Raw genomic sequence first — 26,342 nt, forward strand, 5'->3', positions numbered from 1 at the left:
TCGACGCCGGTACCGCTCGAAGAGCGAGACGCACCCCGCGGGCGTTCCGGTCGCTGATCGGATCAACCGACAGCGCGTCCGGCGTAGTCGGGGAGCGGCTCCAGGAGTTCGCCCGCTTTCGCCGCGACGTGTTCCGGCATCGGAGTCGCGCGCCCCGAGTCGGTGTCCACGTGCAGCGCGAGGATATCCTCGGTGGCGGCCAACACCCCGTCTACGGTCATCTCGTGGCACAGCCGCAGCTTCTTGCCTCTGGCCGCGACGATTCTGCTGGTGACCGTCAGTTCGCTGTCCGGGCCGACCTCGTTCAGGTAACGCACGTGCGCCTCCACGGTGTACAGCGAACACCTCGTGCTTTCGCGGTACTCGGAGTCGACCCCGATGGTCTCCAGCACCCCGTCGGTGGCGAAACCGAAAACCAGCACGTAGTAGCCCTCACTGAGGTGTCCGTTGTAGTCGATCCACTCCGGCCGGACCCGGTGCCGCGAGAGTACGCTCACGACTGCTCCCCTCGAACTCCCTTGACGGCACGCAGCACCGCGATGATCGCCCGGTCGCGTTCGTCCACCAGCTCGGCGATGTCGCGCTCTCCCGCCGACCGTTCACAGCCGTCGACCATCGCGTCGCGCAGTTCCGGGGTGAGTTCCGGGGCCTGCAGCCTGGTCCAGGGTGATTTCAGCGACGGTCCGAAGTGGTCCAGCATGTGTGCCATGCCGCCTTCGCCGCCCGCCAGGTGGAATGTCATGCAGGGGCCGAACAGTGGCCAGCGCAGCCCGGGGCCTTCGGTGATCGCGGTGTCGATCTGTTCCACCGTGGCCTCCCCATTGTCGAGCATGTGCAGTGCCTCGCGCCAGATGGCCTCCTGCAGCCGGTTCGCGACGAATCCGGGAACCTCGCGATCCATCGTGATCACCGACTTGCCGGTGAGTTCGAAGAACTCCGAGGTCCAACGAGTGGCCCACTGATCGGTGCGTTCACCGCCGACCACCTCGACCAGTGGGATCAGGTAGGGCGGGTTGAACGGATGTCCCACGACCAGTCGACTCGGATCGGAACAGTCGCGCTGCATGTCGCTCATCTCGTAACCCGAGGTCGACGACGAGATCACCACTCCTTCGGGAGCGGCGGCATCGATGCGCGCCAGCAGGTCCCGCTTGAGGTCCAGGTCCTCGGGCGCGCTTTCCTGCACGAACTCGGCTTCGGCCACGGCCTGCTCCAGCGTGGTCGCCACCGCCAGGTTCGCGCGGGAGGCCCCGGTTGCCAGGCCGAGTTCGCGCAGGGCGGGCCAGGCCGCGTCGACCAGGCGGCCGAGCCGTGCTGCGGCGTCCTCGGCCGGGTCCCAGGCGACGACCCGGTAGCCGCGGGCGAGGAAGTGCGCGACCCAGCCGCCGCCGATCACACCGGCACCGATGCAGGCCACCGTGGTCACTTCGCCGGGGGGTGTGGACTGTTGACTCAACTGTTTCCTCCGTGTGGGGGCGTGCTGTCCGCCGGGGTCGGGGCTGTCGGGCGGGTGTCGGGGATGGCCGGTGTCAGTTCCGCAGCCCGAGCTTGCGCCTCGCCTGGTCCGGGGAGGCCACTTTGCCGCCCATGCCCTCCAGGATCGTCACCGCGCGTTCCACCAGCGCGGCGTTGCTGGCCTTGACGCCCTTGCTCAGGTAGAGGTTGTCCTCCAGACCCACGCGCACGTGCCCGTTGAGCACGGCCGACTGCGCCACCCATGGCAGCTGGTTGCGGCCGATCGCGAAGCTGGCCCAGTTGGAGCCCTCGGGAAGCATGTTGACCATCGCCTGCAGTACCCCCGGCTCCGCCGGTGCTCCGTAGGGGATGCCCATGCAGAACTGGAACAGTGCGGGTTTGTCGATCAGACCTTCGGAGATGAGGTTGTTGGCCAGCCACAACTGGCCGGTGTCGAATACCTCGAGTTCCGGTTTGACCCCGAGTTCCTGGATGCGCTTGGCCCCGGCGCGCAGCATGTCCGGAGTGCTGATGTAGAGCTGGCTGCCGTCGCCGAAGTTGAGCGAGCCGCAGTCCATCGTGCAGATGTCGGGCAGCAGCTGCTCGACATGGGGCAGCCTGTCCAGTCCGTTGACCAGATCGGTCCCGTCGACCGGCTTGAGCGGATCCTCCTGGTCGATGAACAGGTCCCCGCCCATACCGGCGGTCAGGTTGATCACCACGTCCGTTCCCGTTTCGCGGATGCGCCGGACGACCTCCGCGTAGAGCTTGTTGTCCCGGGACGGTTCGCCGGTTTCCGGATCGCGTACGTGGATGTGCACCACGGCCGCCCCCGCCTCGGCCGCCGCCACGGCGGAACGAGCGATCTGCTCCGGGGTCACCGGAACGTGCTCACTCTTGCGGGGGGTGTCACCGGCGCCGGTCAACGCCGCGGTGATGATGATCTCGTCCTGCATCCTCGTCACCTTTCGCAGGTACGGCAGCCTTCACCGGATCGCGTGAGCAGGACGCGATCGGTGAACGACAGCGGTTTTCGGGGGGAGGGGGGCTCGGAATTCCTCAGTCGCGGACGATTTCGCGGTCCACGAAATCGCGCAGTACTTCGCGCATTCCCGCCACACTGCGTCCGGGCCGGTCGGTGATGACCTGGATGCCGAGCCCGTCGATGAGTGCGGTCAGGGTCATGGTCAGCTCCTCGGGATCGGTGTCGACGAACACACCCTGTTGCTGACCTTCCCGGATCGTGCGTGCGATGGTGTCGTGCCAGCGCTCGTAGGAGTCGCTGTGCAGTACCCGCAGTTCCGGGCGTAGCGTGCTTTCGTTCCAGATCTGCATCCACACCGACCACTCCAGCCTGAGCAGTCCCGGCGTGGGCAGCTGCAGCTCGACCAGCCGCAGCAGCCGTTGGTAGGCGTCGGTGATGGTGTGCAACTCGGCGACCTGCCGGTCGAAGGCCAGCCGTACCGAGTAGCGCAACGTTTCCGTCAGCAGGTCGTCCCTGCCCGGAAAGTAGTAGTGGATCGTGGCCGCACTCGTGCCGCAGGCCTGTGCCACGTCGGAGATCCGCACCGAGTGATAACCGCGCTCCGCGATCAGGTGCCAGGCCGCGTCGAGGATCTGTTGATACCTCCCGGCCTCAGCCGGGGAGCCGCGTTCGGGCTCCACGCGCGCGCTGTGCCGTGGCACGGCGGCCACCGTCTCCACCTCGTCGCTGCCATTGATCAACCAGTTCACGGTCACGTTGCCCGTTTCCGCGATGCGGGTCAGCTCGGACGGTGTGAACCGCCTGGTTCCGGACAGCGACTTGGAGAGCTTGGTGGCATCCAGCCCGATCCGCTCGGCGAAGGCGCGCTGGCTCAGCGGGTTGTCCCGCAAGACTTTGCGGACCCGGTCACGAAGCTCGGCCGTGGATTCCTGCACGACGCCGAAGCGTACCAACAGCATTGCGATTATCGCAATAGTGGGATGGATGTTGCGATTTCGATCTTGTTCCTTGGGGGTAACTATGAGTGTTTATTATCGCTATGAACAGCAAAAATAAAATCCATCCTTGACTCTTTCGGGGAGGTCGGTCCAAGGTTATGCCTCGTTGAATGACTGGCACGTCAGTTGAATCGCAACGTTTCGCTTCGGTGAGGCACCCCGCTGCCCGGTAGCTGCCGAGGCGGGGTCCGGGAACCGGACGTTGCCGAGCCCGGTGGCGAGCGCATCCGAACACCATTCGCGATGCCCCTCGACAACACCGAGTACGTGCCTACGCAGCGGCCGGCGCGCGTGATCCTCCGCGCCCGTCGCAGGACTTTGGAGGTGCTTTCGCCATCGCTGCCACAACCGGATCGGTTCGGGTGGACAGACGCGTGTTCTGGTGGTCCCTGCTGTTGGTCGGGGTCATCTGCGTACCGGTGATGATCGCGCCGGAACGCGGTCAGCAGGCACTGGACGCCGTGTTGGGCCTGTTGACCGGTCAGTTCGGGTGGCTGTACCTGTGGTTCGCCATCGCGGTGTTCGGCTTCCTGGTGTGGCTGGGCTGCAGCCGGTACGGCAAGGTCAAGTTCGGCACCGAGCAGGACAAGCCGGAGTTCTCCACGCTGAGCTGGCTGGCGATGATCTTCACCGCCTCGATCGGCGGCGGCATCATGTACTGGGGGGTCATCGAATGGGCCTACTACTACAGTGATCCGCCCATGCAGCTGCGGTCGGGCAGCGTGGAGGCGGCGCACTGGGCCGCCACCTACCCCATGTTCCACTGGGGTTTCACGGCCTGGGGACTGTTCTGCCTGCCCGCCCTGGCGCTGGCCTACGTCTACCACGTGCGCAAGCAGCGCACCCTGCGGCTCAGTGACGCCTGCCGCGGCGTGCTCGGAAAGCACGCCGACGGTTGGGTCGGCCGTGTCATCGACGTGCTGTTCATCTTCGGTCTCGTGGGTGCGGCGGGAACGTCGCTGGGGCTGGAGGTGCCGATGGTCTCCGGCGGGCTCGCCGAGATCACACCGCTCCGGTCCGGCATGGTGCTCGACGTCGCGGTGATCGTGGTGTGGACCCTGCTGTTCGGCGCCAGCGTGTTCCTCGGGTTGCAGAAGGGGCTGCGCAGGCTCGCCGACATCAACATCTGGCTGGCCTTCGGGCTCGGCGCCTTCATCCTCGTGATGGGGCCCACCGTTTTCATGATCGACACGTTCACGAACAGTGTCGGTATTCTGCTTCAGAACTTCGTGGAGATGAGTTTCTACACCGATCCGGTCGGCGGTTCCGGCTTCGAGGAGGACTGGACCGTTTTCTACTGGGGCTGGTGGATCTCCTACGCACCCTTCGTGGGGTTGTTCGTGGCCAGGATCTCCAAGGGCCGCACCATCCGGGGAATGATCGCCGGAATGTGCCTCGCGGGAAGCGCCGGCTGTTGGCTCGCGTTCGCCCTGCTGGGCAACACCGCGATGTTCTACCAGATCGCCGACATCGTGCCGGTCGCCGACATCGTGCGGTCGCAGGGCAATGTCGCGGGCACCATGGCCGCGCTGTCGCAGTTGCCGCTGGGCGCGATCGTCCTCGCGGTGTTCGTGCTGCTGGTGGTGCTGTTCCTGGCCACCACGCTGGACTCCTCGGCCTACACCATGGCCGCCGTCTCCTCCAGCGAACTGCCGCGGGGTGCCGACCCCGCCCGCTGGCACCGGGTGTTCTGGGCGGTGGTGCTGGCCGCCGTCTCGATCGCCCTGATGTACGCGGGTGGTCTCGAGGCGCTGCAAACGCTGTCGATCATCACCGCCTTCCCGCTCATTTTCGTCCTGGCGCTGGTCGCGGAGTCGCTGCGGCGGTGGCTCAGGGCCGACCACGGAGGCGGTGGCGCGCCGGGCGACCTCGTCGGCTCCGACAACTCTTCCGGGGACGTCCCTCGCTCGGAGTTTTCGGGCCCGCCCGGGCAGTCGCACGAGGAAAACCCCGTGTCAGCCATCAGCCAGTGAGATCTCCGCTCCGTCCCGGGCCCGGTTCGCACTCGGGTCGGAGCGGGGCTTTCGACCTCGTCGCGCGTGCTTCGCCGGGACGTGATGAGGTGGGGCGGTCCGGGTCGCAGGCGATGATGAGGTGGGTAGTGAGTCGAGCCGAGTCCGGATCGTCCGCTACGACGGGAGAGGCCGGGAATTTCCCGCATCGCTGGCGCATCCTGGCGCTGTGCCTGCTGGCCGGTTTCATGACCCTGCTGGACGTCAGCATCGTCAACGTCGCCCTGCCCTCCATCCAGCTGGGGCTCGACGCGCCATCGGTGGCACTGTCCTGGGTGATCTCCGGCTACGCGCTGACCTTCGGCCTGGTGCTGGTTCCGCTGGGAAAGCTCGGGGACGCCCACGGTCGCGGCAGGATGTTTTTGATCTCGCTCGCGGCTTTCACACTCGCCAGCGGACTGGCCGGAATCGCCCAGAACTCCGTCTGGCTCGTGGTGGCCCGACTGTTGCAGGGTGCCGCGGGCGGGATGCTCAATCCCCAGGTGCTCGGGCTCATCCAGCAGCAGTTCCACGGCCGTGAACGAGGTACGGCCTTCGGGCTGTTCGGGGCGGTCGTGGGAATCTCCACCGCGGTCGGACCGTTGCTGGGTGGTCTGATCATCGAGTTGGCCGGTGCCCAGCACGGCTGGCGCTGGGTGTTCTTCGTCAACCTGCCCATCGGGCTGGCGGCACTGGTTGCCGCCGCTCGGATCATGCCGCGCGGCGTGGGGGATCGGCAACTTCGCGGCGCCGATGTGCTCGGGGTGTCGTTGCTGGGAGCGGCGCTGGTGTGTCTGCTGCTCCCACTGGTCGATCAGGAGGGATTCGCGGGCCGTCCGAGTTGGTTGCTGTGGTCCGCCGTGCCGGTACTGCTGTTGTTGTTCGTCACCTGGGAGCACCGGTACGCCCGCCGGGGTGGTTCCCCACTGGTGGATCTGCGACTGTTCCGCATCAGCAGCTACACTTTCGGCTCCACCCTGGGGATGCTGTACTTCGCGGGCTTCACCAGCATCTTCTTCGTGCTGGCCGTCTACTTCCAGCGCGGGCTCGGCTACTCCGCGTTGCAGGCCGGGCTCTCGTTGACTCCGTTCGCCCTCGGTTCGGCGGTCTCCTCCGCGCTCAGCGGTCGTGCCGTGCATCGACTCGGGCGCAAGGTCGTCCTGCTCGGGCTGACCGGAGCGCTGCTCGGGGTGTTGACCACCGAGATTCTGCTGTCCCGACACCAGGGCAGTGCCGCGGGGCTGGTCACCGCGTTGCCCCTGCTGGTCGGAGGTGTGGGCAGCGGGCTGGTGATCTCCCCGAACCAGACGGTCACGCTCAGCGAGATCGATGTGACCAGAGGCGGCACAGCCGCCGGAATCCAGCAGACCGGCCAGCGGATCGGCACCGCCATCGGCACCGCCGCCGCTTCCGGACTGTTCTTCGCCACGTTGCCCAGCGGCTACGACACCGCCATCTCGCACGGCCTGCTGGTCTCGGTCTCGTTCGTCGCCGCCGCCATGCTGGTCGGTCTGCTCGAACTCCTGGTCACCCGCCGTCGTGGCGGGACCTCCGCCGGGTGAAACTCCCGGGGGTGCGTCCCCAGTCGCTCGGGAAAGGTGGCCGCGCGGTCCCGTGGGCTTTCGCCCGGGGCGAAGCGAAGCTTGTGCCACCGGGAGAGATCCTGTGGTATTGATCGGTGATCGCCGAACCGGCCGGGCTTTCCGGAGGTCGAATCCGGTGCTGTGGCCGGTCGTACCCTAGACGGAGCCTTCGGGGGCTGCCATGTGTGCTGACCGCGCGGCGTTGTTGCCGAAACTGCGCGAACCCGACGAGAGTGAGGCCGTGCGCTTCGGGGCGAGCGGCATGAGCTATTCCCGCCTTGCCCTGGTGGCGGGGGAGACAGCCGCTGTCGTGGGCCGGGCGAGACGCGTCGCGGTGTGGGCCGACGCGACTCCGGAAGCCTGTGCGGGGCTGGTGGGGGCGTTGGGTGCCGGAGCCGCTGTCGTGCCGCTCAGCCCCAAGCTGGGGCAGCGGGAGCTGGAACACATCCTCGCCGACAGCCGACCGGAGCTGGTGCTCGGCCCGCCCGGATTCGCACCGCCGTCAGCTCCAGCGGGACTGCCCGTGCACGAGGTTTCCCTCGACGTCACCGGGCGTGCGCTGCCCGAGGAACCGGCCGGGGAGTCCGATGCCCTGATCGTCTACACCTCCGGCACCACCGGAATGCCCAAGGGGGTGGTGCTTACCCGGGAGGCGATCCGCAGCAATCTCGACGCGGTGGCGCGGGCCTGGGAGTGGACCGACCGTGACGTGCTGGTCCACGCCTTGCCGCTGTTCCACGTGCACGGTCTGATCCTCGGGCTGCTCGGACCGCTGCGCGTCGGGGGAACCCTGCGGCACCTGGTTCGTTTCGACAGCGCTCGGGTGGCCGAGGAACTGTCCGAGGTGGGCACGATGCTGTTCGGCGTCCCCACGATGTACCGGCGGCTGGCCGACGACGCGGAACGCGATCCCGGAATCGGGCGGGGAGTGGCGCGGGCACGGTTGCTGGTATCCGGTTCGGCCGCGCTGCCCGCCAGCGAGCACCAGCGCATCGCACGGCTGACCGGTCAGCGTGTGGTGGAGCGCTACGGGATGAGCGAGACCATCATGAACTGCGGAGTACGGTCCTCCGGCGACCGCAGGCCCGGCTATGTGGGGCTTCCGTTCGACGGGGTCGAGTTGATCCTGGTCGACGAGGGGGGAAACCGGATCACCGCCTCCGACGACGAGACCGTGGGCGAGATCCTGGTTCGCGGGCCCAACCTGTTCCGGGAGTACCTCAACCGTCCGGAGGACACGCGGGCCGCTTTCATCGACGGATGGTTCCGCACCGGGGACATGGCCACCCGGTCGCCGGACGGCTATGTTCGCATCGTCGGGCGCCGAGCCACCGACATGATCAGTAGCGGCGGTTTCCGGATCGGTGCGGGTGAGATCGAGAACGTGCTGCTGGAGCACGCCGCGGTTTCGGAAGTGGCGGTGACGGGGGAGCAGGACCCCGAGCTGGGGCAACGCATCGTGGCCTGGGTGGTTCCAGGGGGCGCGGAGCTCTCCGAACGGGAACTCGTCGAGCACGTGGCGGGGCTGCTCAGCTTCCACAAGCGCCCGAGGGAGGTTCGTTTCGTCCGGGAACTGCCGCGCAACGAGCTGGGCAAGATTCAGAAGGGCAAGTTGGGGGCCGAGTGGGCATCCCGACACGTTTTCGCCGGGTGAGTTCCGGCTGCCGCCGTCCCGGTCGCTCCCGAGCGCATGCGACCGGGAGCGACCGGGACGGCTGAACCGGCACATCCCGGAGTGGCTGCCGGGACGTGCCGGTGATCAGTTCGCCGTTCGGCGCGTGATGGTGCTCACGGCCAGGGAATCTGTTCGGAGCGGTAGAAGTCGATTCCCTGCTCCTCCCAGCGGGGTGCCTGGTCGGCGACCCGCTGCCGGAAGGAGGACCAGTCGAGCTTGTCCGAGGCGGACCAGCCCAGTTCCGCGATGGCGGGCATCCGCGGGAAGGCCAGGAACTCGATCTCGTCGGAGTTCGTCACCGTCTCGCTCCAGAGCGCGGCCTCCACACCGGCGATCGAGCTCTCGGGAACCGATTCCATGAAGCTGCCCGGGTTCCAGTCGTAGGCCTCACGCACCGTGGTGGGGCCTGCCCAGTCCAGACCGAGTTCGGTGTCCTCGTTGTACTTCTGGTCCACGTAGGACTTGTGGGCGGGCGACAGCAGGATGTCGTTGCCCCGGGCGGCGGCCTCGGCGACCTCCGCGTTGGAGTTCGTGGTGCCCCAGTACTGCACCATGGCCGACTCCGGTGGGTCCGTCTTGGCGTACTCGTGCCAACCGAGCGCGGTCTTGCCGTGCTTCTCCACGAGCGGCAGCACCTTGGACATGAACTTCCGGTAGTCCTCGTCGGTGGTCGCGTGGGCCTCGTCACCACCGATGTGCAGGTACTCGCCCGGCGTCATCGCGGCGACCTCCCGGATGACGTCGTCGACGAACCGGTAGGTGATGTCCTTGTCGATGCACAGCGAGCTGAAACCGACCTCGATGCCGGTGTAGAGCTCCGGTGCCTTGCCGTCGCAGTTGAGCTCGGCGTAGGACGCCAGCGCGGCGTTGGTGTGCCCCGGCATGTCGATCTCCGGGACGATGGTGATGTTGCGTGCCGAGGCGTAGCGCACGATCTCGGCGAACTCGCGTTTGGTGTAGTAGCCGCCCTCGCCGCCGCCGACCTCGGTGCTGCCGCCGTGGGTGGTCAGCCGGGGCCAGCTGTCGATCTGGATGCGCCAGCCCTGGTCATCGCTCAGATGCATGTGCAGGTAGTTGATCTTGTACTGTGCCAGCTGATCGATGTAGGTCTTGACCTGACCGACCTCGAAGAAGTGCCGGGCCACGTCCAGCATCGCCGAACGACGTTCGAATCGGGGTTTGTCCACGATCTCGCCCGTACGGACCTTCCACGGCCCGTGCCGGGGGGAATCGCTCTCGGCCTTGGCGGGCAGCAGCTGGCGCAGGGTCTGCACCCCGTAGAACAGTCCGTCCGGAGCGGTGGCGTGGATCGTGAGCCGATCCCGCTCGATGTCCATCCGGTATCCGGAGTCACCCAGTCTGTCCCGCGAGCCGTCCAGCCGTAGCACGATGTCGTTGCTGCCCGGCTGGTCGCGGTTGATCAGGAATCCGTAACCGGTCGAGGGGCGCAGCTGTCGTTGCAGGTGGTGCGCGACCTCCTCGGCTTCCGGGCTGCCCGCGGGAGTGTGGATGCCGGTGTTCCACCTGATGTGGAACTTTTTGCCGGACTCCTCCCGTACCGATGTGGGCGCGGGGATGACGTCGTGCAGCGAAACGGTGTTGCCCGTCGAGGCACGCCGGTTGTCCGGTGTGGCCCCGTCCTGCTGGGGACTGGCCACCGACACTGTTCCGCCCGCCAGCATCGCGCTGGTGGCCAGCGCCAGTGCGGCGGGGAGCAGTCCGCGCGAGTTTCGGGGTGCTTCCCGAGTTCGTTTCATCCTGGTCTGTACCTCTCGTCGGAGACGGTTGGATAAGGTATAGACCAAAGTTGCGGGGGAGGCATATAGCCCGTTCGGAGTAGAACGACTGCTGCCGGGAGTCGCTTCCGGGCGTTCGAGACGCGTCGGACCCGTCACAGTCCGGCTGTGACGGGTCCGACGGTTCGCGGTGTGGCTGTCACGAGGAGCGTGACGGTCAGACCTCCGCCTTGGTCGCTTCCTTCGGATCCTGCCCGGATCCCGAGTCCTCGGTGAGATCGTTGCCCCACCGAGCCCGCTCCGGCGTGTCGGGCTCCAACGCCGCCATCGGTACCGGTTCGCTCTTGCCGCGGGTGAGCGCGGAGACCACGATGATCGTGAGCAGTGCCGCCACCATCGTCACCGTGCGGAACGGGAACAGCACCGCGCCGTCCTCGTACCAGGGCCAGGGCAGCACCGGGGCGAGTCCGAAGGTGTCCTCCCCCGCGGAGAACCGCAGCAGGACGGCGACGACGAAACCGGCCGTGGCACCGATCCGGTTGGCGAACGGCACGAACAACGCGCACACCAGCAGTGGGAACAGCATGACGAAGATCAGGTCACTGGCCAGGTACCACAGGTCGTAGACGCTGCTGGCCTGCAGCGCCATCAGGGTGGCCGCGGCACCGATGATGACGATCAGCCTGCGGATCACCTTCTGCACCTGCTCCGGCCCCGCCTTCGGCCGCACCAGGCGCCGGTAGACGTTCCAGCCGGTCAGTGACGAGGCCGACAGCACCGAGGAGTCGACGCTGGACATCACCGCGGCCGCCAGGACGCCGAGTCCCAGCGCCGCCGCACCGGTGGGAAGGAGGTACCGCAGCACGTACGGCAGCACCATGGAGGGGTTGTCCAGTGGGGGTGCCCCCTCCGCCTGGAAGTTCGCCGCCGTGGCCACCACACCGATGAGCACCGGCGGAATGGCCGCCAGCACGCACATCACGCTGGCGCCCACCGAGAGCCTACGTGCGTTCTTCGGGCTGCTGGAGGACAGCACTCGCTGGAAGTAGACCTGCCAGGGGATGCCGCCGAGTACCAGTGCGATTCCGGCGTCCCACCAGTTCCAGTAGGAGTGACCCCAGGCGGGGTCGTCCCAGCCGGTCAACGGTGGGAACAGCGATGCGTAGGACTCGAAGTCGAAGTTCGACGGGTAGGCCGCCCACGCCTCGCCCAGGCCGCCGACCGCCGAGGCGGCGAACGGCACCGCCACGATCAGGCCGATGAAGATGACCACGACCTGCACCACGTCGGTGATGGCCACCGACCACATGCCGCCGACCACGGTGTAGGCCACGGCGATCACCGCCGACAGGATGATGGAGACGGTGAAGTCCAGGCCGATGATCGTTCCGAAGGTGGTTCCCAGCGCGGTCAGGATCGCCCCGGTCCAGAAGATCTCACCGAGGATGGCGGGGATCGCGCCGAGCCCGGCGACCTTCTTGCCGAACCGGATGTCGATCGGGTCGAGCATGGTGGTGAATCGGCCGCGACGCATCTTCTTGGCGAAGAACAGTCCGCCGATGAGCAGGCTCAGCGCGTACCCCCACGGTGCCTGCGCCCAGGCCAGACCGCTGTTGAAGGTGCTTTCGGCGGTACCGCTGATGTAGCCGCCGCCGACCCAGGTGGCCGTCATGGTGAACACGCCGATCCAGAGCGGCATGTTGCGTCCCGCGACCATCGTGTCGCCCAGCCCGCCACCGCGTCGGGCGGCCACGAAAGCACCCAGCCAGTAGAACAGCGCGTAGAAAGCCAGCATCGCGATCAGCCCGGGCCACGAAACGTTCGGTTCCGCGAGCGCCACATATGTCAGGGCGAATGCCAGAACGATCACGAAAATGCCGATCTTCGCCATCCCTTTTTTGCCCTTGTGGGCTACGGGTGGTCGGGTGCTGTCGTCACCGTTCGTGCGTGTTTCGGCAGGCACGTTCTTCCCTTCCGTGTCGCTGTCAGAACGGTTCGAGACCATAGCCAGAAACAGCTTGGATGTACAGATGTACTAGTTACGTCGAGGTAACGAATCGCTGGCGGTGCGGATGGCTGCTCTTCGGGCGGTCGCCCTCGTTGCGGAGTGGTTATTGGTAGAGATTATGCAGCTCATAGTGCTTTTTAATGGTTTCGTGGCTCCGCTGGTGATGTTGTGTGCGGTCCGCGGTGGGTCTCGCTGCGTCGTGTTTTCGAGTGTTGTTCGACTCACCGTTCGATGAGATCCGCGACACAGATCTCCGTCGATCCCGGGTCCCGCTTTCGGTCGAGGCGCGGGCTTTCGTCCGTCTCTCGTTTTCCACGTATGGTGTTATACCGATTACCGACTGTTTTTTGATTTTTCGAGTCGTGGAGGTGTTCGGTCGATCCGGATCGGGGGTGTTCGTCGGGAGCCATCGGCTTCGGTCCGAATTCTTTCGGCGCCATTTCGAGGGGCGTTTCCAGGGGCATCGGGCCACTGAGGGGGCTCGGGTGGGGAGCACGGTCCCGATGGGCTCTCGGGGTCGTTCGCCGCTTCCTCGGCTGCGCCGAGCGGTGGTGCGGAGAGGTCGGCCGCCCCGCGCGGGGGATCGCCCCGCGTCGCGGCACCCCGGCTCGGCGCTCCGCAAGGACCGTCCGGCGCAACGAGCAGTGTGTGCCGCGACACATCCGCGCATGGGGCGCACAATCGGACCCGAAAAGCCCGAGGGCTAACGTTGGAGACGGTCAGGACGACGGTTCTGGCGGAGGTACTACGAGAGATGCGCAGCGATACGTCATCGAAATCGGAGTCCGTTCCCGACGACGCGGCTGGATGTGGGGGTGGCGGGCTCCCCACCACCCCCTGCAGCGTGGTCTGGAGCGGTGGTCACCCCTTCGTGCTCGAGGGAAGCGGCGGGCGGTCGCGCTGGGTCGGTGTCGACGACCGGGGACGACCGCGGTTTCTCAGCGACGCCGAACTCAACCGCAGAGGCTGGTCGCTTCCCCTGCACTGAGCAGGCCGTTCATCGGCGCGAGTCCCGATCGTCGGGCTGATGGCGACCGATCAGGAGTGTTCGTGGGCGGGCACGCCACGTCGGGGGTGGGCCGGCCCGGCACGTGTTGCCGGACGGTGCCCAGTGGTGCCCCACCGAGCGAGGCGGCGAAGTAGACCGACGAGCGTGCACGATTCGTGGAGTGCTCGAACCTCGTGCCCCCGCGGGTCGTCCGCGACCACGACGCCGCTCGGCACGTGGCGTGGGATGCGCGGAATCCCCACCGGCCTAGGGAGCGCGCCGAACTGGTGCCGTCATCGGGTGAGGGGACATATGGCACCCTGAACCAACAGGCACGTTGACACGTCCGGCGTTGCCACGAGCGGACGGGTCACGGATCGCGGGCCCCTCGTGCTGCCGAGTGGAGCGGCCCGCTCACAGGGGAGGGTCTCGTGGTGCAAGACGCCGACGGCGCCACTACGGGATCGGCGCGGAACTCCGGCGGTCAGTCTTCGGAACAGGGCATCGACCGCATCAGGGAAGTCGCCGCGGGGGTCTGGAGCGATCCGTGGTGGACGGTTCCCAACGCGCTGAGCTTGCTGCGGCTCGCCGGGGTTCCGGTGTTCCTGTGGTTGCTTCTCGGGCCGCAGTGGGATCTGCTCGCGTTGTTGGTGCTGATCCTCAGCGGGCTCACCGACTGGTTGGACGGGAAACTCGCCCGTTGGCTGGATCAGTACAGCCGCCTGGGGCAGCTGCTGGATCCGGCTGCCGACCGGCTCTACATCGTGGCCACGCTGGTCGCCTTCGTGATCCGCGGTGTCGTGCCCTGGTGGGCCGCTTTCGCGCTCATCGCGCGCGACCTGCTGCTGACCCTGTGCCTGCCCGTGTTGCGGTACCACGGCTTCGAGCCGCCGGAGGTGCACTATCTGGGCAAGGCGGCAACGTTCTGCCTGATGTACGCGTTCCCGCTGTTGCTGCTGGTGCAGGGGGACTTCGCGTTCGACTGGATCGCCCGCCCGTTCGCCTACGCCTTCACCGGGTGGGGAGCGGCGCTTTATCTGTGGGCCGGACTGCTCTACCTCGGTCAGGTGTTCGGAGCCGTCCGCCTCGCCCGCACGCGTGGTTGAACGGCATCGTTACGGCATGGCTCTAGTCGTTCGATCCGGGGTTGTTCGGCCCGGACGATCAACCGTTGAACGAGTATGATCATCACTGCGATGATCCGGGGAAGACCCGGTTGGCAACCTGCCCCATCGGTTCGAATATCGGGACTCGCCGTCCGACGTCGTGTACGGCGCGGTACGTTGGGTGGTACTGGCACGATCCATCCGCAGGAGGAGAGCTCAGGTGAGCACCAACGACGGGCCCGGCGACGTATCGCCGGAGCAGTCATCGGAGACCACCTCGGTCTTCAAGCCCTTCCTCTCCGAGCAGGAGAACGCAGAGAGTGCGCCTGCAGAGTCCACCGCGTCCGGTGTGGACGCGCTGCCCGCCGGATCCGCTCTCCTGGTGGTCAAGCGCGGTCCCAACGCGGGCTCGCGATTCCTGCTCGACAGGGAGACGACCAGCTCCGGTCGGCACCCCGACAGCGACATCTTCCTGGACGACGTGACCGTCTCCCGCAGGCACGCCGAGTTCCGGCGGGAAGGCGCGGAGTACGTCGTCGTCGACGTGGGAAGCCTCAACGGAACCTATGTCAATCGTGAACCCGTGGACACCTCGGTGCTGGCCAACGGTGACGAGGTCCAGATCGGCAAGTTCCGTCTGGTGTTTCTGACCGGTCCGGCGGAAGGCACGCAGGGTAGCCGGTGACGATCGGGCGGTGCTGTGCTCGGTGGCGTCCGGGGTGCCCTCGTTCGGCGGGAACGAGGTACTCCGACACGGCACCCGAAGCCGCGAGCCACGCCCGCTCGCGGAGCTTTCGGAGCAGCCGCACCGGTTCCAGCCGGGGAGATCGCACCGCTGCGGGACATGCCCGATCACCCGGGTGCTCGGGGTACGGTGTACAAGTCCCATCGGGTGATCCACGGGACGAGGGAAGCGGTCGGCGCCTGTGTGGGCGGCGTCTTCGCCGTATCGCGGGTAGCGTCGAAGGCGTCGGTGCGCGATCCTCGAAGGAGATGTCACGCTTCGGCGCGCTGGAGGAGGCGATTTGACGATGAGCAGCGAGATGCGCGTCGTCGGCGTGCGAGTGGAACTGCCGGCCAACCAGCCGATCCTGCTGTTGCGCGAGACCGACGGCGAACGGTATCTGCCGATCTGGATAGGTTCGGTCGAGGCTACCGCCATCGCCCTCGAGCAACAGGGGGTGCGGCCCGCGCGGCCGCTCACCCACGATCTGCTCAAGGACGTGGTCGGTGCGCTCGGGCGAGAGCTGGAACAAGTGCGGGTTACCGACCTCCAGGAAGGGACCTTCTACGCGGAGCTCGTTTTCGACGGCGATGTGCGGGTCTCGGCAAGGCCGAGTGATTCGGTGGCGCTGGCGTTGCGCACCGGTGTTCCGATCCACGCCGAGCAGTCCGTGCTCGACGAGGCGGGGCTGCTGATTCCCGACGAGCAGGAGGACGAGGTCGAGAAGTTCAAGGAGTTCCTGGACTCGGTCTCGCCGGAGGACTTCCGCGGCGCCGACACCTGAGGCGATCGGCCGCGGTCGTGCTGTTCGCGCGACGGGTCGCGGGGAACGTCTCGAACGTGGCAAGGGGGCCAGGGCGTCTCCCCGCCGGTGCGGAGCACCGACGTGGTGCGGGAGTTCCGACGGGGCGTTCCGCGCGTCGTGTTGACCGCCGTTTTCCGCGGGCATACTGTTGAGTGACACGGTGGACGTGCGCGCGGTGATCGAGCGAATGGGGGCGTGACGAGATCGGATTCGGACGTGTCGACGACTGCGGTTCCGGATCCGATGGCCGCCGTGGGTCGGCCGAGGGGAGGCGTGCGTGGTCGAAAACGCATCACGGCTGGATACGGACGTAGAACAAGCCGAGTTGTTCCCGGACGCGGCGCTTCCGGATGAGCTGGTCGGTTATCGGGGACGCGCGGCCTGTCAGATTGCCGGTATCACCTACCGGCAGTTGGACTACTGGGCTCGTACCGAGCTGGTCGAGCCCTCGATCAGGCTCGCCGAGGGGTCGGGTTCGCAGCGGCTCTACTCGTTCAAGGACATGTTGGTTCTCAAGGTGGTGAAACGTCTGCTGGATGCGGGCGTATCACTGCACAACATCCGCACCGCGGTGGACCACCTGCGTGGTCGTGGGGTGCGTGATCTCGCCGGGGTCACGCTGTTCAGTGACGGGACAACCGTCTACGAGTGCACCTCCGCGGAGGACGTGGTGGACCTGTTACGTGGTGGTCAGGGCGTTTTCGGGATCGCAGTCAGCGGGGCGATGCGCGAGATAACCGGCACGATCCACGATTTCCCAGCCGAACGCGCCGACGGGGGCGGCCTCCGCCCCCCGGAGGACGACGAGCTCTCCCGGAAGCGTCGGGACCGCCAAACCGGGTGATTCCCCGGGTTTCCCAGGGAATCTCACCTTCAGGATCCGCTCGAGCGGACTCCGCGGCGGGTCGGACGAGGCCGAGGTTTCGTGGTGTTCCCGGCGAGTGTGCGCCTTGCCACACACTCCCTGGACGGTGCGATATGAGGTACGCTCACACCTGTCGCCGACCCCGTACGGGAGAGACCGTGCCGAGCAACTCGGTGCGGCGCCGAAGGAGCAACCCCTCCCCGACAACCTCTCAGGCTATTGGGACCGTACGGGCGAGATACCTCTGGAAAGAGGGAGTCGCCACAGCGTCGTGGTGAACCCCGCCGACGGTGCAAGCCCGCCACACCGGGCGAAGCTCTCAGGCGCCCGTTCCGCGGGCATTGACAGAGGGGGAGGTCAGCAACTCACCCGAGTGCTGTCTGCCCTGTCCGAGATGCCCGACGATTGAGGTTTTGGCGATGACCGACGAACGTATCCCGTTGGCCGCTCTCGAGCACGGAACCCCGTTCGCCGACCGCCACGTTGGCCCCATGCCGGCTGAGCTGGCTCGGATGCTCGATGTGATCGGTGTCGGTTCGCTCGAAGAGCTCGGCGAACAAGCCGTCCCTGCGGGGATCCGGGAACGAGACATGCGGATGGCGTTGCCGGAACCGGCCACCGAAGCCGAGTCCCTGGACGAGCTGCGCGAGCTCGCCGACCGCAACAACCCCCACGTGGAGATGATCGGCCTCGGCTATCACCCCACCATCACTCCGCCGGTGATCCGTCGGAACGTGCTGGAGAACCCCGCCTGGTACACCGCCTACACGCCGTACCAGCCCGAGATCTCCCAGGGGCGACTGGAGGCCCTGCTCAACTTCCAGACGATGGTCGCCGATCTCACCGGCGTCCCGGTTTCCAACGCCTCGATGCTCGACGAATCCACGGCCGCCGCCGAGGGCATGACCCTGGTGCGCCGCGCGGGGCGTTCGAAGTCCCCTCGGTTCGTCGTCGACACCGATGCGCTGCCCCAGACCATCTCGGTCGTCGAGACCCGCGCGGAACCGCTCGGCATCGAGATCGTCCACGCCGACCTCTCGCAGGGGACCGCCGGGCTGCCGGAAGGGGAGTTCTTCGGCGCGCTGTTGGCCTATCCCGGAGCCTCCGGCGCCGTCCGCGCCCACGAGGAAGTCATCTCCGAGGTGCACCGGCGCGGTGGGATGGCCGTGGTCTCGGCCGACCTGCTTGCCCTGACGATGCTGCGCGCGCCCGGCGAGATCGGCGCCGACGTGGTGGTCGGGACCAGTCAGCGCTTCGGCGTCCCGATGGGCTTCGGCGGTCCCCACGCGGGCTACATGGCCGTGCGCAAGGGCGTGGAGCGCCAGCTTCCCGGCCGGCTGGTCGGGGTCAGCGTGGACGCCGATGGGAACCAGGCCTACCGGCTGGCGCTGCAGACCAGGGAACAGCACATCCGCAGGGAGAAGGCCACCAGCAACATCTGCACCGCCCAGGTGCTACTGGCCGTGGTCGCCTCGATGTACGCCGTCTACCACGGTCCCGAAGGGCTGCGTGCCATCGCGACCCGCACGCACCGCATGGCCAGCGTGCTGGCCGAGCAGCTGCGCCGCGGCGGGGTGGAGGTCTGCCACGAGGACTTCTTCGACACCGTGCTCACCCGCGTTCCCGGCCGCGCCGACGAGATCGTCGCCGCCGCGCGCCGCAACGGTGTGAACCTGCGCAGGGTCGACGCCGACCACGTCGGCATCACCTGCGACGAGACCACCACCAGGCAGCGGCTGACCTCGGTCTGGCAGGCGTTCGGGCTCTCCGGCGACGAGCTCACCCCGGTGGACGAGCTCGACACCCTCGTGTCGGACGCGCTGCCGACCGAGCTGCGTCGGACCACCGAGTACATGACCCACCCGGTGTTCCACCGGCACCGCTCGGAGACGGCGCTGCTGCGGTACCTGCGCGGACTCTCCGACTCCGACGTCGCCCTGGACCGGAGCATGATTCCGCTCGGCTCCTGCACCATGAAGCTCAACGCCGCGGCCGAGATGGAACCGATCACCTGGCCGGCCTTCGGGGAGCTGCACCCGTTCGCTCCCGCCGAGGACGCGGCGGGGATGCTGCGCGTCGTCGAGGACCTGCAGAACTGGCTGGCCGAGATCACCGGTTACGACTCGGTGAGCCTGCAGCCCAACGCGGGCAGCCAGGGCGAGTTCGCGGGTCTGCTGGCCATCCGCGCCTACCACCGCCAGCGCGGCCAGCAGCAGCGCGAAGTGTGCCTGATCCCGGCCAGCGCCCACGGCACCAACGCGGCCAGCGCCGTCATGGCCGGGCTGCGTGTGGTGGTCGTGCGCTGCGACGACGCGGGCAACATCGAGATGGACCACCTGCGGGAGCTGGTGGACAAGCACCGCGACGAGCTCGCCGCCATCATGGTCACCTACCCGTCCACGCACGGGGTCTATGAGAACACGGTGCAGGACGTCTGCGGGCTGGTGCACGACGCGGGCGGCCAGGTCTACGTGGACGGCGCCAACCTCAACGCCCTGATCGGGCTGGCGAGGATGGGCAAGTTCGGTGCCGACGTGTCCCACCTGAACCTGCACAAGACCTTCTGCATCCCGCACGGCGGTGGTGGTCCCGGTGTCGGTCCCATCGGGGTGCGCGAGCACCTCTCGCCGTTCCTGCCGAACCACCCGCTGCAGCCGCAGGCGGGGCCGGAGTCCGGTGTCGGGCCGATCAGCTCCGCGCCGTGGGGCAGCGCCTCGATCCTGCCGATCTCCTGGGCCTACGTCCGCATGATGGGGACCGACGGGTTGCGCCGTGCCACGCTGACGGCCGTGGCCTCGGCCAACTACGTGGCCAAGCGGCTGCACGACTACTTCCCGGTGCTCTACACCGGAGGCGGCGGGCTGGTCGCGCACGAGTGCATCCTCGACCTGCGTGACGTCACAGCACGGGCCGGGCTGTCCGTCGACGACGTGGCCAAGCGGCTCGCCGACTACGGGCTGCACGCGCCGACGATGTCGTTCCCCGTGGCCGGAACGCTCATGGTGGAGCCCACCGAGAGCGAGAACCTCGCCGAGCTGGACCGCTTCTGCGACGCGATGATCGCGATCCGCGCCGAGATCGACAAGGTCGCGGCCGGTACTTGGTCGGCCGAGGACAACCCGCTGGTCAACGCTCCGCACACCGCCGCATCGCTGGCGGGGGAGTGGGAGCACTCCTACAGCCGGTGGGACGCGGTCTATCCGATGGGCGCTCCGGAGAACAAGATCTGGCCGCCGGTGCGGCGGATCGACCAGGCGCGCGGGGACCGCAACCTGGTGTGCTCCTGCCCCCCGCTGTCGGCTTACGAGGGGTAAACGAGCGTTCCGTGGCGTCGTCTAATACCGTGGGCTCTTTACGTGACCGACTCCGAGAGGGGTATTAGAGCAGATGCTCACCATCAGCGAGAACGCGGCCGAGGTCATCAAGCTGATCTTGGTCGGTGGCGAGTCCCCCGAGGGGGCCGGTCTGCGTATCAGCTCGTCCGAGGGAGAGGCCTCGGCGGAGAGCCTGGAGGCGGCCGTCGCCAACGCCCCGGAGGACAGTGACCAGGTCGTCGAGCAGTCCGGTGTGCGGGTCTTCCTGGACGAACAGGCCGCCACCGTGCTCGGGGACAAGACGCTGGACGCCGAGCGGGACGACAACGGGGAGCTCGGCCTGACGGTCAGCGAGTGACCCGAGCGCAGCAGTGTCGACGTGGGGTGGCCGCCGGTGCGGTCACCCCACGCGCGTTTCCAGCGGTCGACGGCACACCTCGATGAGCCGTCGCCGCAGCGAGCTCGCTCGTTCGGCGAACGCCCGCTGGTGGCGGACGTACTCCGCGCGGCCCGCGGCGGTCTCGATCTCGACGGGGGAGTAGCCCAGTTCGCCGAGGTCGTAGGGACTGGCGCGCATGTCCAGCTCGCGGATCTCGGCGGCGAGTTCGAAGGCGTCGCCCGTCAGCTCGGCGGGCACGAGCGGGCCGAGCTTGTAGCACCACTTGAAGACGTCCATGTTGTTGTGCAGGCAGCCCGGCTGTTCGAGGTTCACCCGATCCTGCTGGGTGGGCTGCAGCGTGTTGCGCGGCCGGGCGGCCGTGCTGAAGAACCGGAACGCGTCGTAGTGGCTGCACTGGACGCGCATCGACTCGACGACCTCGTTAGTGCCCTGCTCTCCCAGGCGCAGCGGCCACTCCGAGTGCCGCAGCTCGTCCTGGCCGAGCCGGTAGACCATGGCCCACTCGTGCAGCCCGAAGCAGCCCAGCTGTGCCGGTCGTGACTCCGTGGCGCTCAGCAGACGGTGCACGAAGTCGGCGGTGTCGAGCAGCCGCGGGGTCAGCGCCTCGGGCGCGACCATCACCCCGTCCGGCGTCTCGGTGTAGCCGCTCCGGTCGAGGAACTTCGCGCCGCCCTCCAGCGCCACGCCGTAACCCGGTTGCCAGCGCTCCAGCCTCGACGGGCGCTGGGTGTAGTACGTGAAGAGGAAGTCCAGCACCGGGTGCTTCTCGCCGCGCCGCTGCCGCTCGCGGTGCGGCAGCGTCCAGTGCCGCATCCGCTCCAGGTGAGCCCGTTCCCTGGCACGCCACGTTCGTTCGGACAGTACTTCGGGTGGCACGTGGGAAGGATAGGCCACCCTCGCGGCACCGCCCCGGGGCGGGGACGTGGCAGCGAAGCCCGTCCGGGCTCGTTCGAGTGGTGCGCGCGGGCCGTGCTCCTCGTCAGGTGTGGCGGTTCGTGCCCGGCCTGCTCCGGCGCTGGCTCCGCTACCGCACCGGTCCCGCCGCGTTTCGGGAGGTGGTGTTCCATTCTTGCTTACCGGAAAATCCGCACCGAGACGTTTCCCGTGATTCGACAAATCTGGCGCTCGCTCCTGACGTCCTTTTCGGCCGGGCGAGAGCGCGGGAAGACGTCTTCGCCTGCCCAATGGAATTCGATAACCGTTTCTACGCCCTGTCCGCCGGATCGGTGGTTCGTACGGATCGCTGGAGAAGGCCGGAACGTGTCCGCGCAGTCGGTGCGCTCGCGGTGTCGTCCGGTCACTGTTCCTCCGCAGCACTCCCGGTACCGACTGCTCAGCTGACGCACTACTCGAAGCCGTGCCTCGGACTCGTCGAGACGGGAGAACCTCCGGCCACGGCGGATATCGTTCTCGCTTACGCGCGAGAGCCGGGGCCGATTGGAGACTACGTGCTGCAGCGGTGGGACATCATCCACCCCGTGTGATGAAACTCGACCGGTCGCCCCTGACCGAACTCGCCCGACCGATCGACAACGGCGAGCGCGGTGACGAACGTTCGACGCACGGCCGTTCTCGTGGATCCGAGAACGCCACGAACCGGCGTGCAAATTTCCTGAAAGACTTTCTTTTTTAGAATCGCGAGCAAAGAAGAGCCCCCTGATCGTGACCAGGGGGCTCGTGCTATATTTCTTCCGCCAAGTCGAAATAAAGCAGTGCTGAGTCTAGCACGGAATGACTCCCCTCCACGCGCGCCCCAGGCAGCGTGTGGGTAGGGCTACAAGTCCTGGCCACGGTTCACAGCCGTGCGGCTCCCGGTTAGAGCGGGTGAAGTCCGCGCGTCAGGCAACGCACGATCTAGGCGAACCCGGCCGTGTCCTTGGTAAGCCCTGGCGCCCATGCTCGGGCACTCCGCCCATCACCGTGGCTCTGCCCGTAACCCCCGGCTCGGCGCGGGTGTAACACCCCGCGCGGGGTGAAGCTCCGAAGTCACAATTCCGGTATACCGAGAAGCTTCACCTCCCCCTCGATCCCGGGAAAACTGTGTCCAATTCACGACACACCCGAGATCGAGGGGGGCTCGCAGCCTTACGGGTCCACGCGGGACCCGAGCCCCGGGGATCGCCTCCGGCTCACAAGAAAAGAGGACGACGGCCTGGCACCGGGGCCGGGTGAGGCTGTCGGGGGTGTTGCCGTGCAGAGCGAGGCCGCACCGAGCGACACCAGCGAACGCGAGATGCGAGAACCCCGCCGTCCATCACCGAGGGATCCGGCCCCGCTCCGTGCGCCAGCCCCGTTTCCAGGGCGGCGAGCCCGCGGTCTCCGGGCGCCTTCGTGTGAAAGCGCCCGGAGCCGGGTCAGGCCACGTGAGTGCCGTCGCGGACGGTGCCGACGTACTCCTCGACGAGGTCCTCCAGCGCCACCACGCCCAGCGGTTTCCCGCCGTCGTCGATGGCGGTGGCCAGGTGACTGCCGGTGTGGCGCAGCGCCGTCAGCGCGTCGTCCAACCGGGCCCGCGCCCGCACGGTGGGCAACGTGCGGATCCGGGAGGTCGGGACCAGGGTGCGCGGCGAGCTGCCCGCCTGGTCCAGCACGTCCTTGACGTGCAGATACCCCACCAGTTTGCCGCCGTCGCCGCGAACCGGGAAACGCGAGAAGCCGGTGGAGGAGACCGCCTCCTCCACGTCCGTCAGCGTGGGGTCGCCGGGCAGGGTGGTCAGGTCGTGCAGCGGAACCACCACGTCGCCCACGGTGTTCTCCACCGAGGAGAGCGTCTTCGCCAGTCTGCGGTGCTCGGACTGGTCCAGCAGTCCCTCGCGCCTCGACTCCACCAGCAGCTCGGCCAGCTCCGAGGAGGTGTAGGCGGTCTCCAGGTCCTCCTTGGGCTGTACCCGCAGCATCCGCAGCACCAGGTTGGCCAGCATGTTGAACAGCGCGATCAACGGCCGGGCCATCTTGACGAAGCCCACCAGGGCGGGAACCAGCCACAGCGCCAACCGCTCCGGATCGGCGATCGCGAGGTTCTTCGGCACCATCTCGCCGACCAGCACGTGCAGCACGACCACGAGCGCCAGCGCGATCGCGAAGGAGACCGCGTGCACCAGCACCGAGGGCACCGGGACCGGGCCCAACAGCCGGTCGAGCTGGTGCGCCACGGCGGGCTCGCCCAACCTGCCCAGTCCCAGCGAGCAGAGCGTGATGCCGAGCTGGGCACTGGTCAACATCAGCGAGCCCTCCTGGCTGGCTCTGATGACCGTGTTGGCCCGTCGCATCCCCTGCTCGCGAAGCGCCTCCAGGCGGTCCCTGCGCGAGGACAGCAGCGAGAACTCCGCCCCAACGAACAGCGCGTTGAGCAGCAGGAGCAGCACGGTGAGTCCGATGGCCGTACCGTCGCTCATCGTGACACCTCCCGTTGCGGTTCGGCGTTCGCGACCGGCTGTCTGGAGCTGAGCTCAGGGGAGCGATACTGCAGCCGCAGTTCGGCGATGCGGTGCCGGTCCATGCCGGTGACCGTCAGGGTCCAGTCGTCCTGCTGCAACCGGTCGCCCGGCGCGGGGATGCGACCCAGCCGGTACAGCACGAAGCCCGCCACCGTCTCGTAGTCACCCTCCGGCATGGCGAAGCCGGTTGCCTCCTCGAGTTCGTCCGCCCGCAACAGCCCGGAGATGTTCCAACTGGAACCTCCGGTGCGGCGTACGGCGGCCGCCTCACGCCGGTCGTGCTCGTCGCGCACATCCCCGATGATCTCCTCGACGACGTCCTCGAGGCTGACGATTCCGGCGGTACCGCCGTACTCGTCGACCACCAGTGCCATCTGCAGCCCGGAGCCACGCAGCCGCTCCAGCAGCGCGTCGCCGTCCAGGCTCTCCGGCACCGTGGGCACCGGTCGGGTCAGCGACCCCACCGAGGTCCCGGCGCGATCTCCCAGCGGCACCCCGAAAGCCTGTTTGACGTGCACGACACCGTGTACCTCGTCGAGGTCGCCCCCGTGCACCGGGAACCGGGAGAAACCGGTGCGCCGGGCGGTGTCGATCAGTTCGAGCACGCTGTCCCGCGCGGCCAGTGACTCGACCCGCACCCGAGGGGTCATCAGTTCCTGGGCCGTGCGTTCCCCGAACCGCAGCGAGCGGTCCATCAGCACGGCGGTGGCCTCGTCGAGCGTGCCGTGCTCCGCGCTGGAGCGCACGATCGAACCGAGCTCGTCGGGGGAGCGGGCCGAACGCAGCTCCTCCTGCGGCTCGACGCCGAACTTCCGGATCACCCAGTTGGCGCTGTTGTTCATGCCGTTGATCAACAGACTGAACACCCGGGAGAACGTGGCGTGGTAGCCCGAGACGGCCCGGGCCGTGGGCAGCGGTCGTGCGATCGCGAGGTTCTTGGGAACCATCTCGCCGAAAACCATCGACAGGGTGGTCGCCAGGAAGATAGCGAGTACCAGCGCGGCCGGGACGGCCACGCTCATCGGTATCCCGATCGCGGTGATGACCGGACGTAACAGGTCACCGATCAGCGGCTCTGCCACGTAACCGGTCACCAGGGTGGTCAGCGTGATGGCCACCTGCGCGCCGGAAAGCTGGAAGGAGAGCGTGCTGTGGGCGCGGCGCACCGAGCGGGAACGTCGGTCGCCCACTTCGGCGACGTGTGTGTCGATGGTGCTGCGTTCCAGGGTGGTCAGCGAGAACTCGGCGGCCACGGCCAGTGCCGTGCCCAACGTGAGCACCCCGACGAACAACAGTCCCAGGATCGCGAGTAGAACGTCCATCATCCACCGCCTCGCGACCGGCTGTCACGGTGCCGCGGCCGATGGTGAGTAGCAAAGCAGCCGGGTCTTCGACCCGGCCCGGTACTGCCGTCGGTCGAGTGTGCCTCGGGCACTGACGCTGTCACTCCTTTTGCGTCGTGTCGTGATCGTCGGCCACCGGGCCCGCGTTCTCCGTGCGGAGGCGGTGCTCCCGGTATCGGTGCGTACATCCTACCGTGCGGGAACCCGTGCTGGCTCCCACTGTGGCGCGGACATCCCGCCGGGCTCCCGGGCCCACCGCTGTCCGGCGGGTCCTCGGCCGCGGATTCGCAGGGTTGCGGACTCTCAGGGTTGCCTGCCGAACATCGCCAACAGGCGGCTCTGCGGGGCCGCCGAGACGTTGACCGGTTTCGCCGGTGCGAAGAGCCCGGAGTCGGCGAGTGCCTCCAAGTGCGGTTCGAACACTGTTCGTATCGTCTCCACCAGTTCCGGGTCGAGCCCGGTGTCGGCTCCGATGCCCTTCGCCAGGTCCCAGGCGTGCACCGCGAGGTCCATCGTCATCTGCCAGCCGTAGTCCTCGGTGGGGATCTTTCCGCCGGTGACGTTTACCCGGCCGGACAGCTTCGCGTTGTCCCAGGCCGCTCGTGCCGCGGAACTGGCCCGGTCCCAGGCCGCCTGTGGGTCCTCGCCCACCAGGTCACCGTCGAACCTGTCACCGACCTCCCGCAGGGTGCGTCCCTCCAGCAGCCAGGGCGCCCACAGCTGCTCACCGATCAGGTGGTTGAGCAGATCGCGTACCCGCCAATCGCTGCACGGGGTCGCGTTGTCCAGTTGGTCGATTCCGGTTCGACGAACACGGTTGTCGAATTCGCGCATCGCCGCCCGGTGCGCGGGCAACAGTTCCATCTCCGCTCCATGGCTCTGCGTTTTCCAGGGTGCCGCTGGTGTGCGACTCGAAGACTCGCACAATG

19 protein-coding genes and 1 riboswitch are annotated in these 26,342 nt (G+C 67.6%); of the genes, 9 read left to right on the forward strand and 10 right to left on the reverse strand.

Going from position 1 to position 26,342, the window contains the following annotated elements; translation table 11 throughout:
- Positions 1-62: 62 nt before the first annotated feature.
- The 4 genes from BLR41_RS20155 to BLR41_RS20170 form a co-directional block, all read right to left on the reverse strand.
- A complete protein-coding gene (locus BLR41_RS20155) occupies positions 63-497 on the reverse strand; it encodes a thioesterase family protein (RefSeq protein WP_092631630.1) in 435 nt (144 codons plus the stop codon).
- Positions 494-1,456, reverse strand: coding sequence for a 3-hydroxyacyl-CoA dehydrogenase NAD-binding domain-containing protein (locus tag BLR41_RS20160; protein ID WP_092631633.1), 963 nt, complete (start codon positions 1,454-1,456; stop codon positions 494-496). Before BLR41_RS20160 ends, BLR41_RS20155 begins: the two co-directional genes overlap by 4 nt.
- A gap of 73 nt (positions 1,457-1,529) precedes the next feature.
- Positions 1,530-2,411 (reverse strand): beta-keto acid cleavage family enzyme, encoded by an 882-nt coding sequence (locus BLR41_RS20165; protein WP_092631636.1) that lies wholly within the window; start codon positions 2,409-2,411, stop codon positions 1,530-1,532.
- Between the two features lie 103 nt (positions 2,412-2,514).
- Positions 2,515-3,399, reverse strand: coding sequence for a TetR/AcrR family transcriptional regulator (locus BLR41_RS20170; RefSeq protein WP_092631639.1), 885 nt, complete (start codon positions 3,397-3,399; stop codon positions 2,515-2,517).
- Positions 3,400-3,800: 401 nt separating this feature from the next.
- Here BLR41_RS20170 and BLR41_RS20175 point away from each other — a divergent pair, with 401 nt between their 5' ends.
- The 3 genes from BLR41_RS20175 (at position 3,801) to BLR41_RS20185 (ending at position 8,666) form a co-directional block, all read left to right on the forward strand.
- Entirely contained in the window at positions 3,801-5,411 is a 1,611-nt protein-coding gene (locus BLR41_RS20175) for a BCCT family transporter (RefSeq protein WP_092631642.1), read from the forward strand.
- Positions 5,412-5,539: 128 nt separating this feature from the next.
- Positions 5,540-6,991, forward strand: coding sequence for an MFS transporter (locus tag BLR41_RS20180; protein ID WP_218120285.1), 1,452 nt, complete (start codon positions 5,540-5,542; stop codon positions 6,989-6,991).
- A 202-nt stretch (positions 6,992-7,193) separates the two neighbouring features.
- Entirely contained in the window at positions 7,194-8,666 is a 1,473-nt protein-coding gene (locus BLR41_RS20185; RefSeq protein WP_092631645.1) for an AMP-binding protein, read from the forward strand.
- Positions 8,667-8,800: 134 nt separating this feature from the next.
- Here BLR41_RS20185 and BLR41_RS20190 read toward each other — a convergent pair whose 3' ends face one another.
- Both BLR41_RS20190 and BLR41_RS20195 read right to left on the reverse strand, forming a co-directional pair.
- Positions 8,801-10,444 (reverse strand): beta-N-acetylhexosaminidase, encoded by a 1,644-nt coding sequence (locus BLR41_RS20190; RefSeq protein WP_092631648.1) that lies wholly within the window; start codon positions 10,442-10,444, stop codon positions 8,801-8,803.
- Between the two features lie 196 nt (positions 10,445-10,640).
- A complete protein-coding gene (locus tag BLR41_RS20195) occupies positions 10,641-12,314 on the reverse strand; it encodes a sodium:solute symporter family transporter (protein WP_092631933.1) in 1,674 nt (557 codons plus the stop codon).
- A 1,536-nt stretch (positions 12,315-13,850) separates the two neighbouring features.
- On the opposite strand from BLR41_RS20195, the gene clsA reads away from it, so the two are divergent.
- The 6 genes from clsA (at position 13,851) to BLR41_RS20230 (ending at position 20,591) form a co-directional block, all read left to right on the forward strand.
- A complete protein-coding gene (clsA, locus tag BLR41_RS20205; RefSeq protein WP_092631651.1) occupies positions 13,851-14,525 on the forward strand; it encodes a cardiolipin synthase ClsA in 675 nt (224 codons plus the stop codon).
- A 220-nt stretch (positions 14,526-14,745) separates the two neighbouring features.
- Complete coding sequence (gene garA, locus BLR41_RS20210; RefSeq protein WP_092631654.1) at positions 14,746-15,210, forward strand: glycogen accumulation regulator GarA; 465 nt, start codon at positions 14,746-14,748, stop codon at positions 15,208-15,210.
- A gap of 346 nt (positions 15,211-15,556) precedes the next feature.
- On the forward strand, positions 15,557-16,033 hold the full coding sequence (locus BLR41_RS20215) for a bifunctional nuclease family protein (RefSeq protein WP_026152307.1): 477 nt from the start codon (positions 15,557-15,559) through the stop codon (positions 16,031-16,033).
- Positions 16,034-16,331: 298 nt separating this feature from the next.
- On the forward strand, positions 16,332-16,898 hold the full coding sequence (locus BLR41_RS20220; protein ID WP_092631657.1) for a MerR family transcriptional regulator: 567 nt from the start codon (positions 16,332-16,334) through the stop codon (positions 16,896-16,898).
- 158 nt (positions 16,899-17,056) lie between these two features.
- Positions 17,057-17,157: riboswitch (glycine riboswitch) on the forward strand.
- Positions 17,158-17,338: 181 nt separating this feature from the next.
- On the forward strand, positions 17,339-20,233 hold the full coding sequence (gene gcvP / locus BLR41_RS20225) for an aminomethyl-transferring glycine dehydrogenase (RefSeq protein WP_092631660.1): 2,895 nt from the start codon (positions 17,339-17,341) through the stop codon (positions 20,231-20,233).
- 73 nt (positions 20,234-20,306) lie between these two features.
- Entirely contained in the window at positions 20,307-20,591 is a 285-nt protein-coding gene (locus BLR41_RS20230; RefSeq protein ID WP_092631663.1) for a HesB/IscA family protein, read from the forward strand.
- A 42-nt stretch (positions 20,592-20,633) separates the two neighbouring features.
- On the opposite strand, the gene BLR41_RS20235 is transcribed toward BLR41_RS20230, so the two are convergent.
- The 4 genes from BLR41_RS20235 to BLR41_RS20255 form a co-directional block, all read right to left on the reverse strand.
- Positions 20,634-21,446 (reverse strand): 3-methyladenine DNA glycosylase, encoded by an 813-nt coding sequence (locus BLR41_RS20235; RefSeq protein WP_218120293.1) that lies wholly within the window; start codon positions 21,444-21,446, stop codon positions 20,634-20,636.
- 1,541 nt (positions 21,447-22,987) lie between these two features.
- Positions 22,988-24,028: a hemolysin family protein gene (locus BLR41_RS20245; RefSeq protein ID WP_092631672.1), complete on the reverse strand. Its 1,041-nt coding sequence runs from the start codon at positions 24,026-24,028 to the stop codon at positions 22,988-22,990.
- Positions 24,025-25,392, reverse strand: a complete 1,368-nt coding sequence (locus tag BLR41_RS20250; protein WP_092631939.1) for a CNNM domain-containing protein — start codon at positions 25,390-25,392, stop codon at positions 24,025-24,027. The genes BLR41_RS20245 and BLR41_RS20250 overlap by 4 nt, the downstream gene beginning before the upstream one ends.
- Positions 25,393-25,716: 324 nt before the next feature.
- Positions 25,717-26,277 (reverse strand): TIGR03086 family metal-binding protein, encoded by a 561-nt coding sequence (locus tag BLR41_RS20255; protein WP_092631675.1) that lies wholly within the window; start codon positions 26,275-26,277, stop codon positions 25,717-25,719.
- Positions 26,278-26,342: the final 65 nt, after the last annotated feature.

The sequence above is a fragment of the Actinopolyspora mzabensis genome, assembly GCF_900101095.1.
Classification (GTDB): Bacteria; Actinomycetota; Actinomycetes; order Mycobacteriales; family Pseudonocardiaceae; genus Actinopolyspora; species Actinopolyspora mzabensis.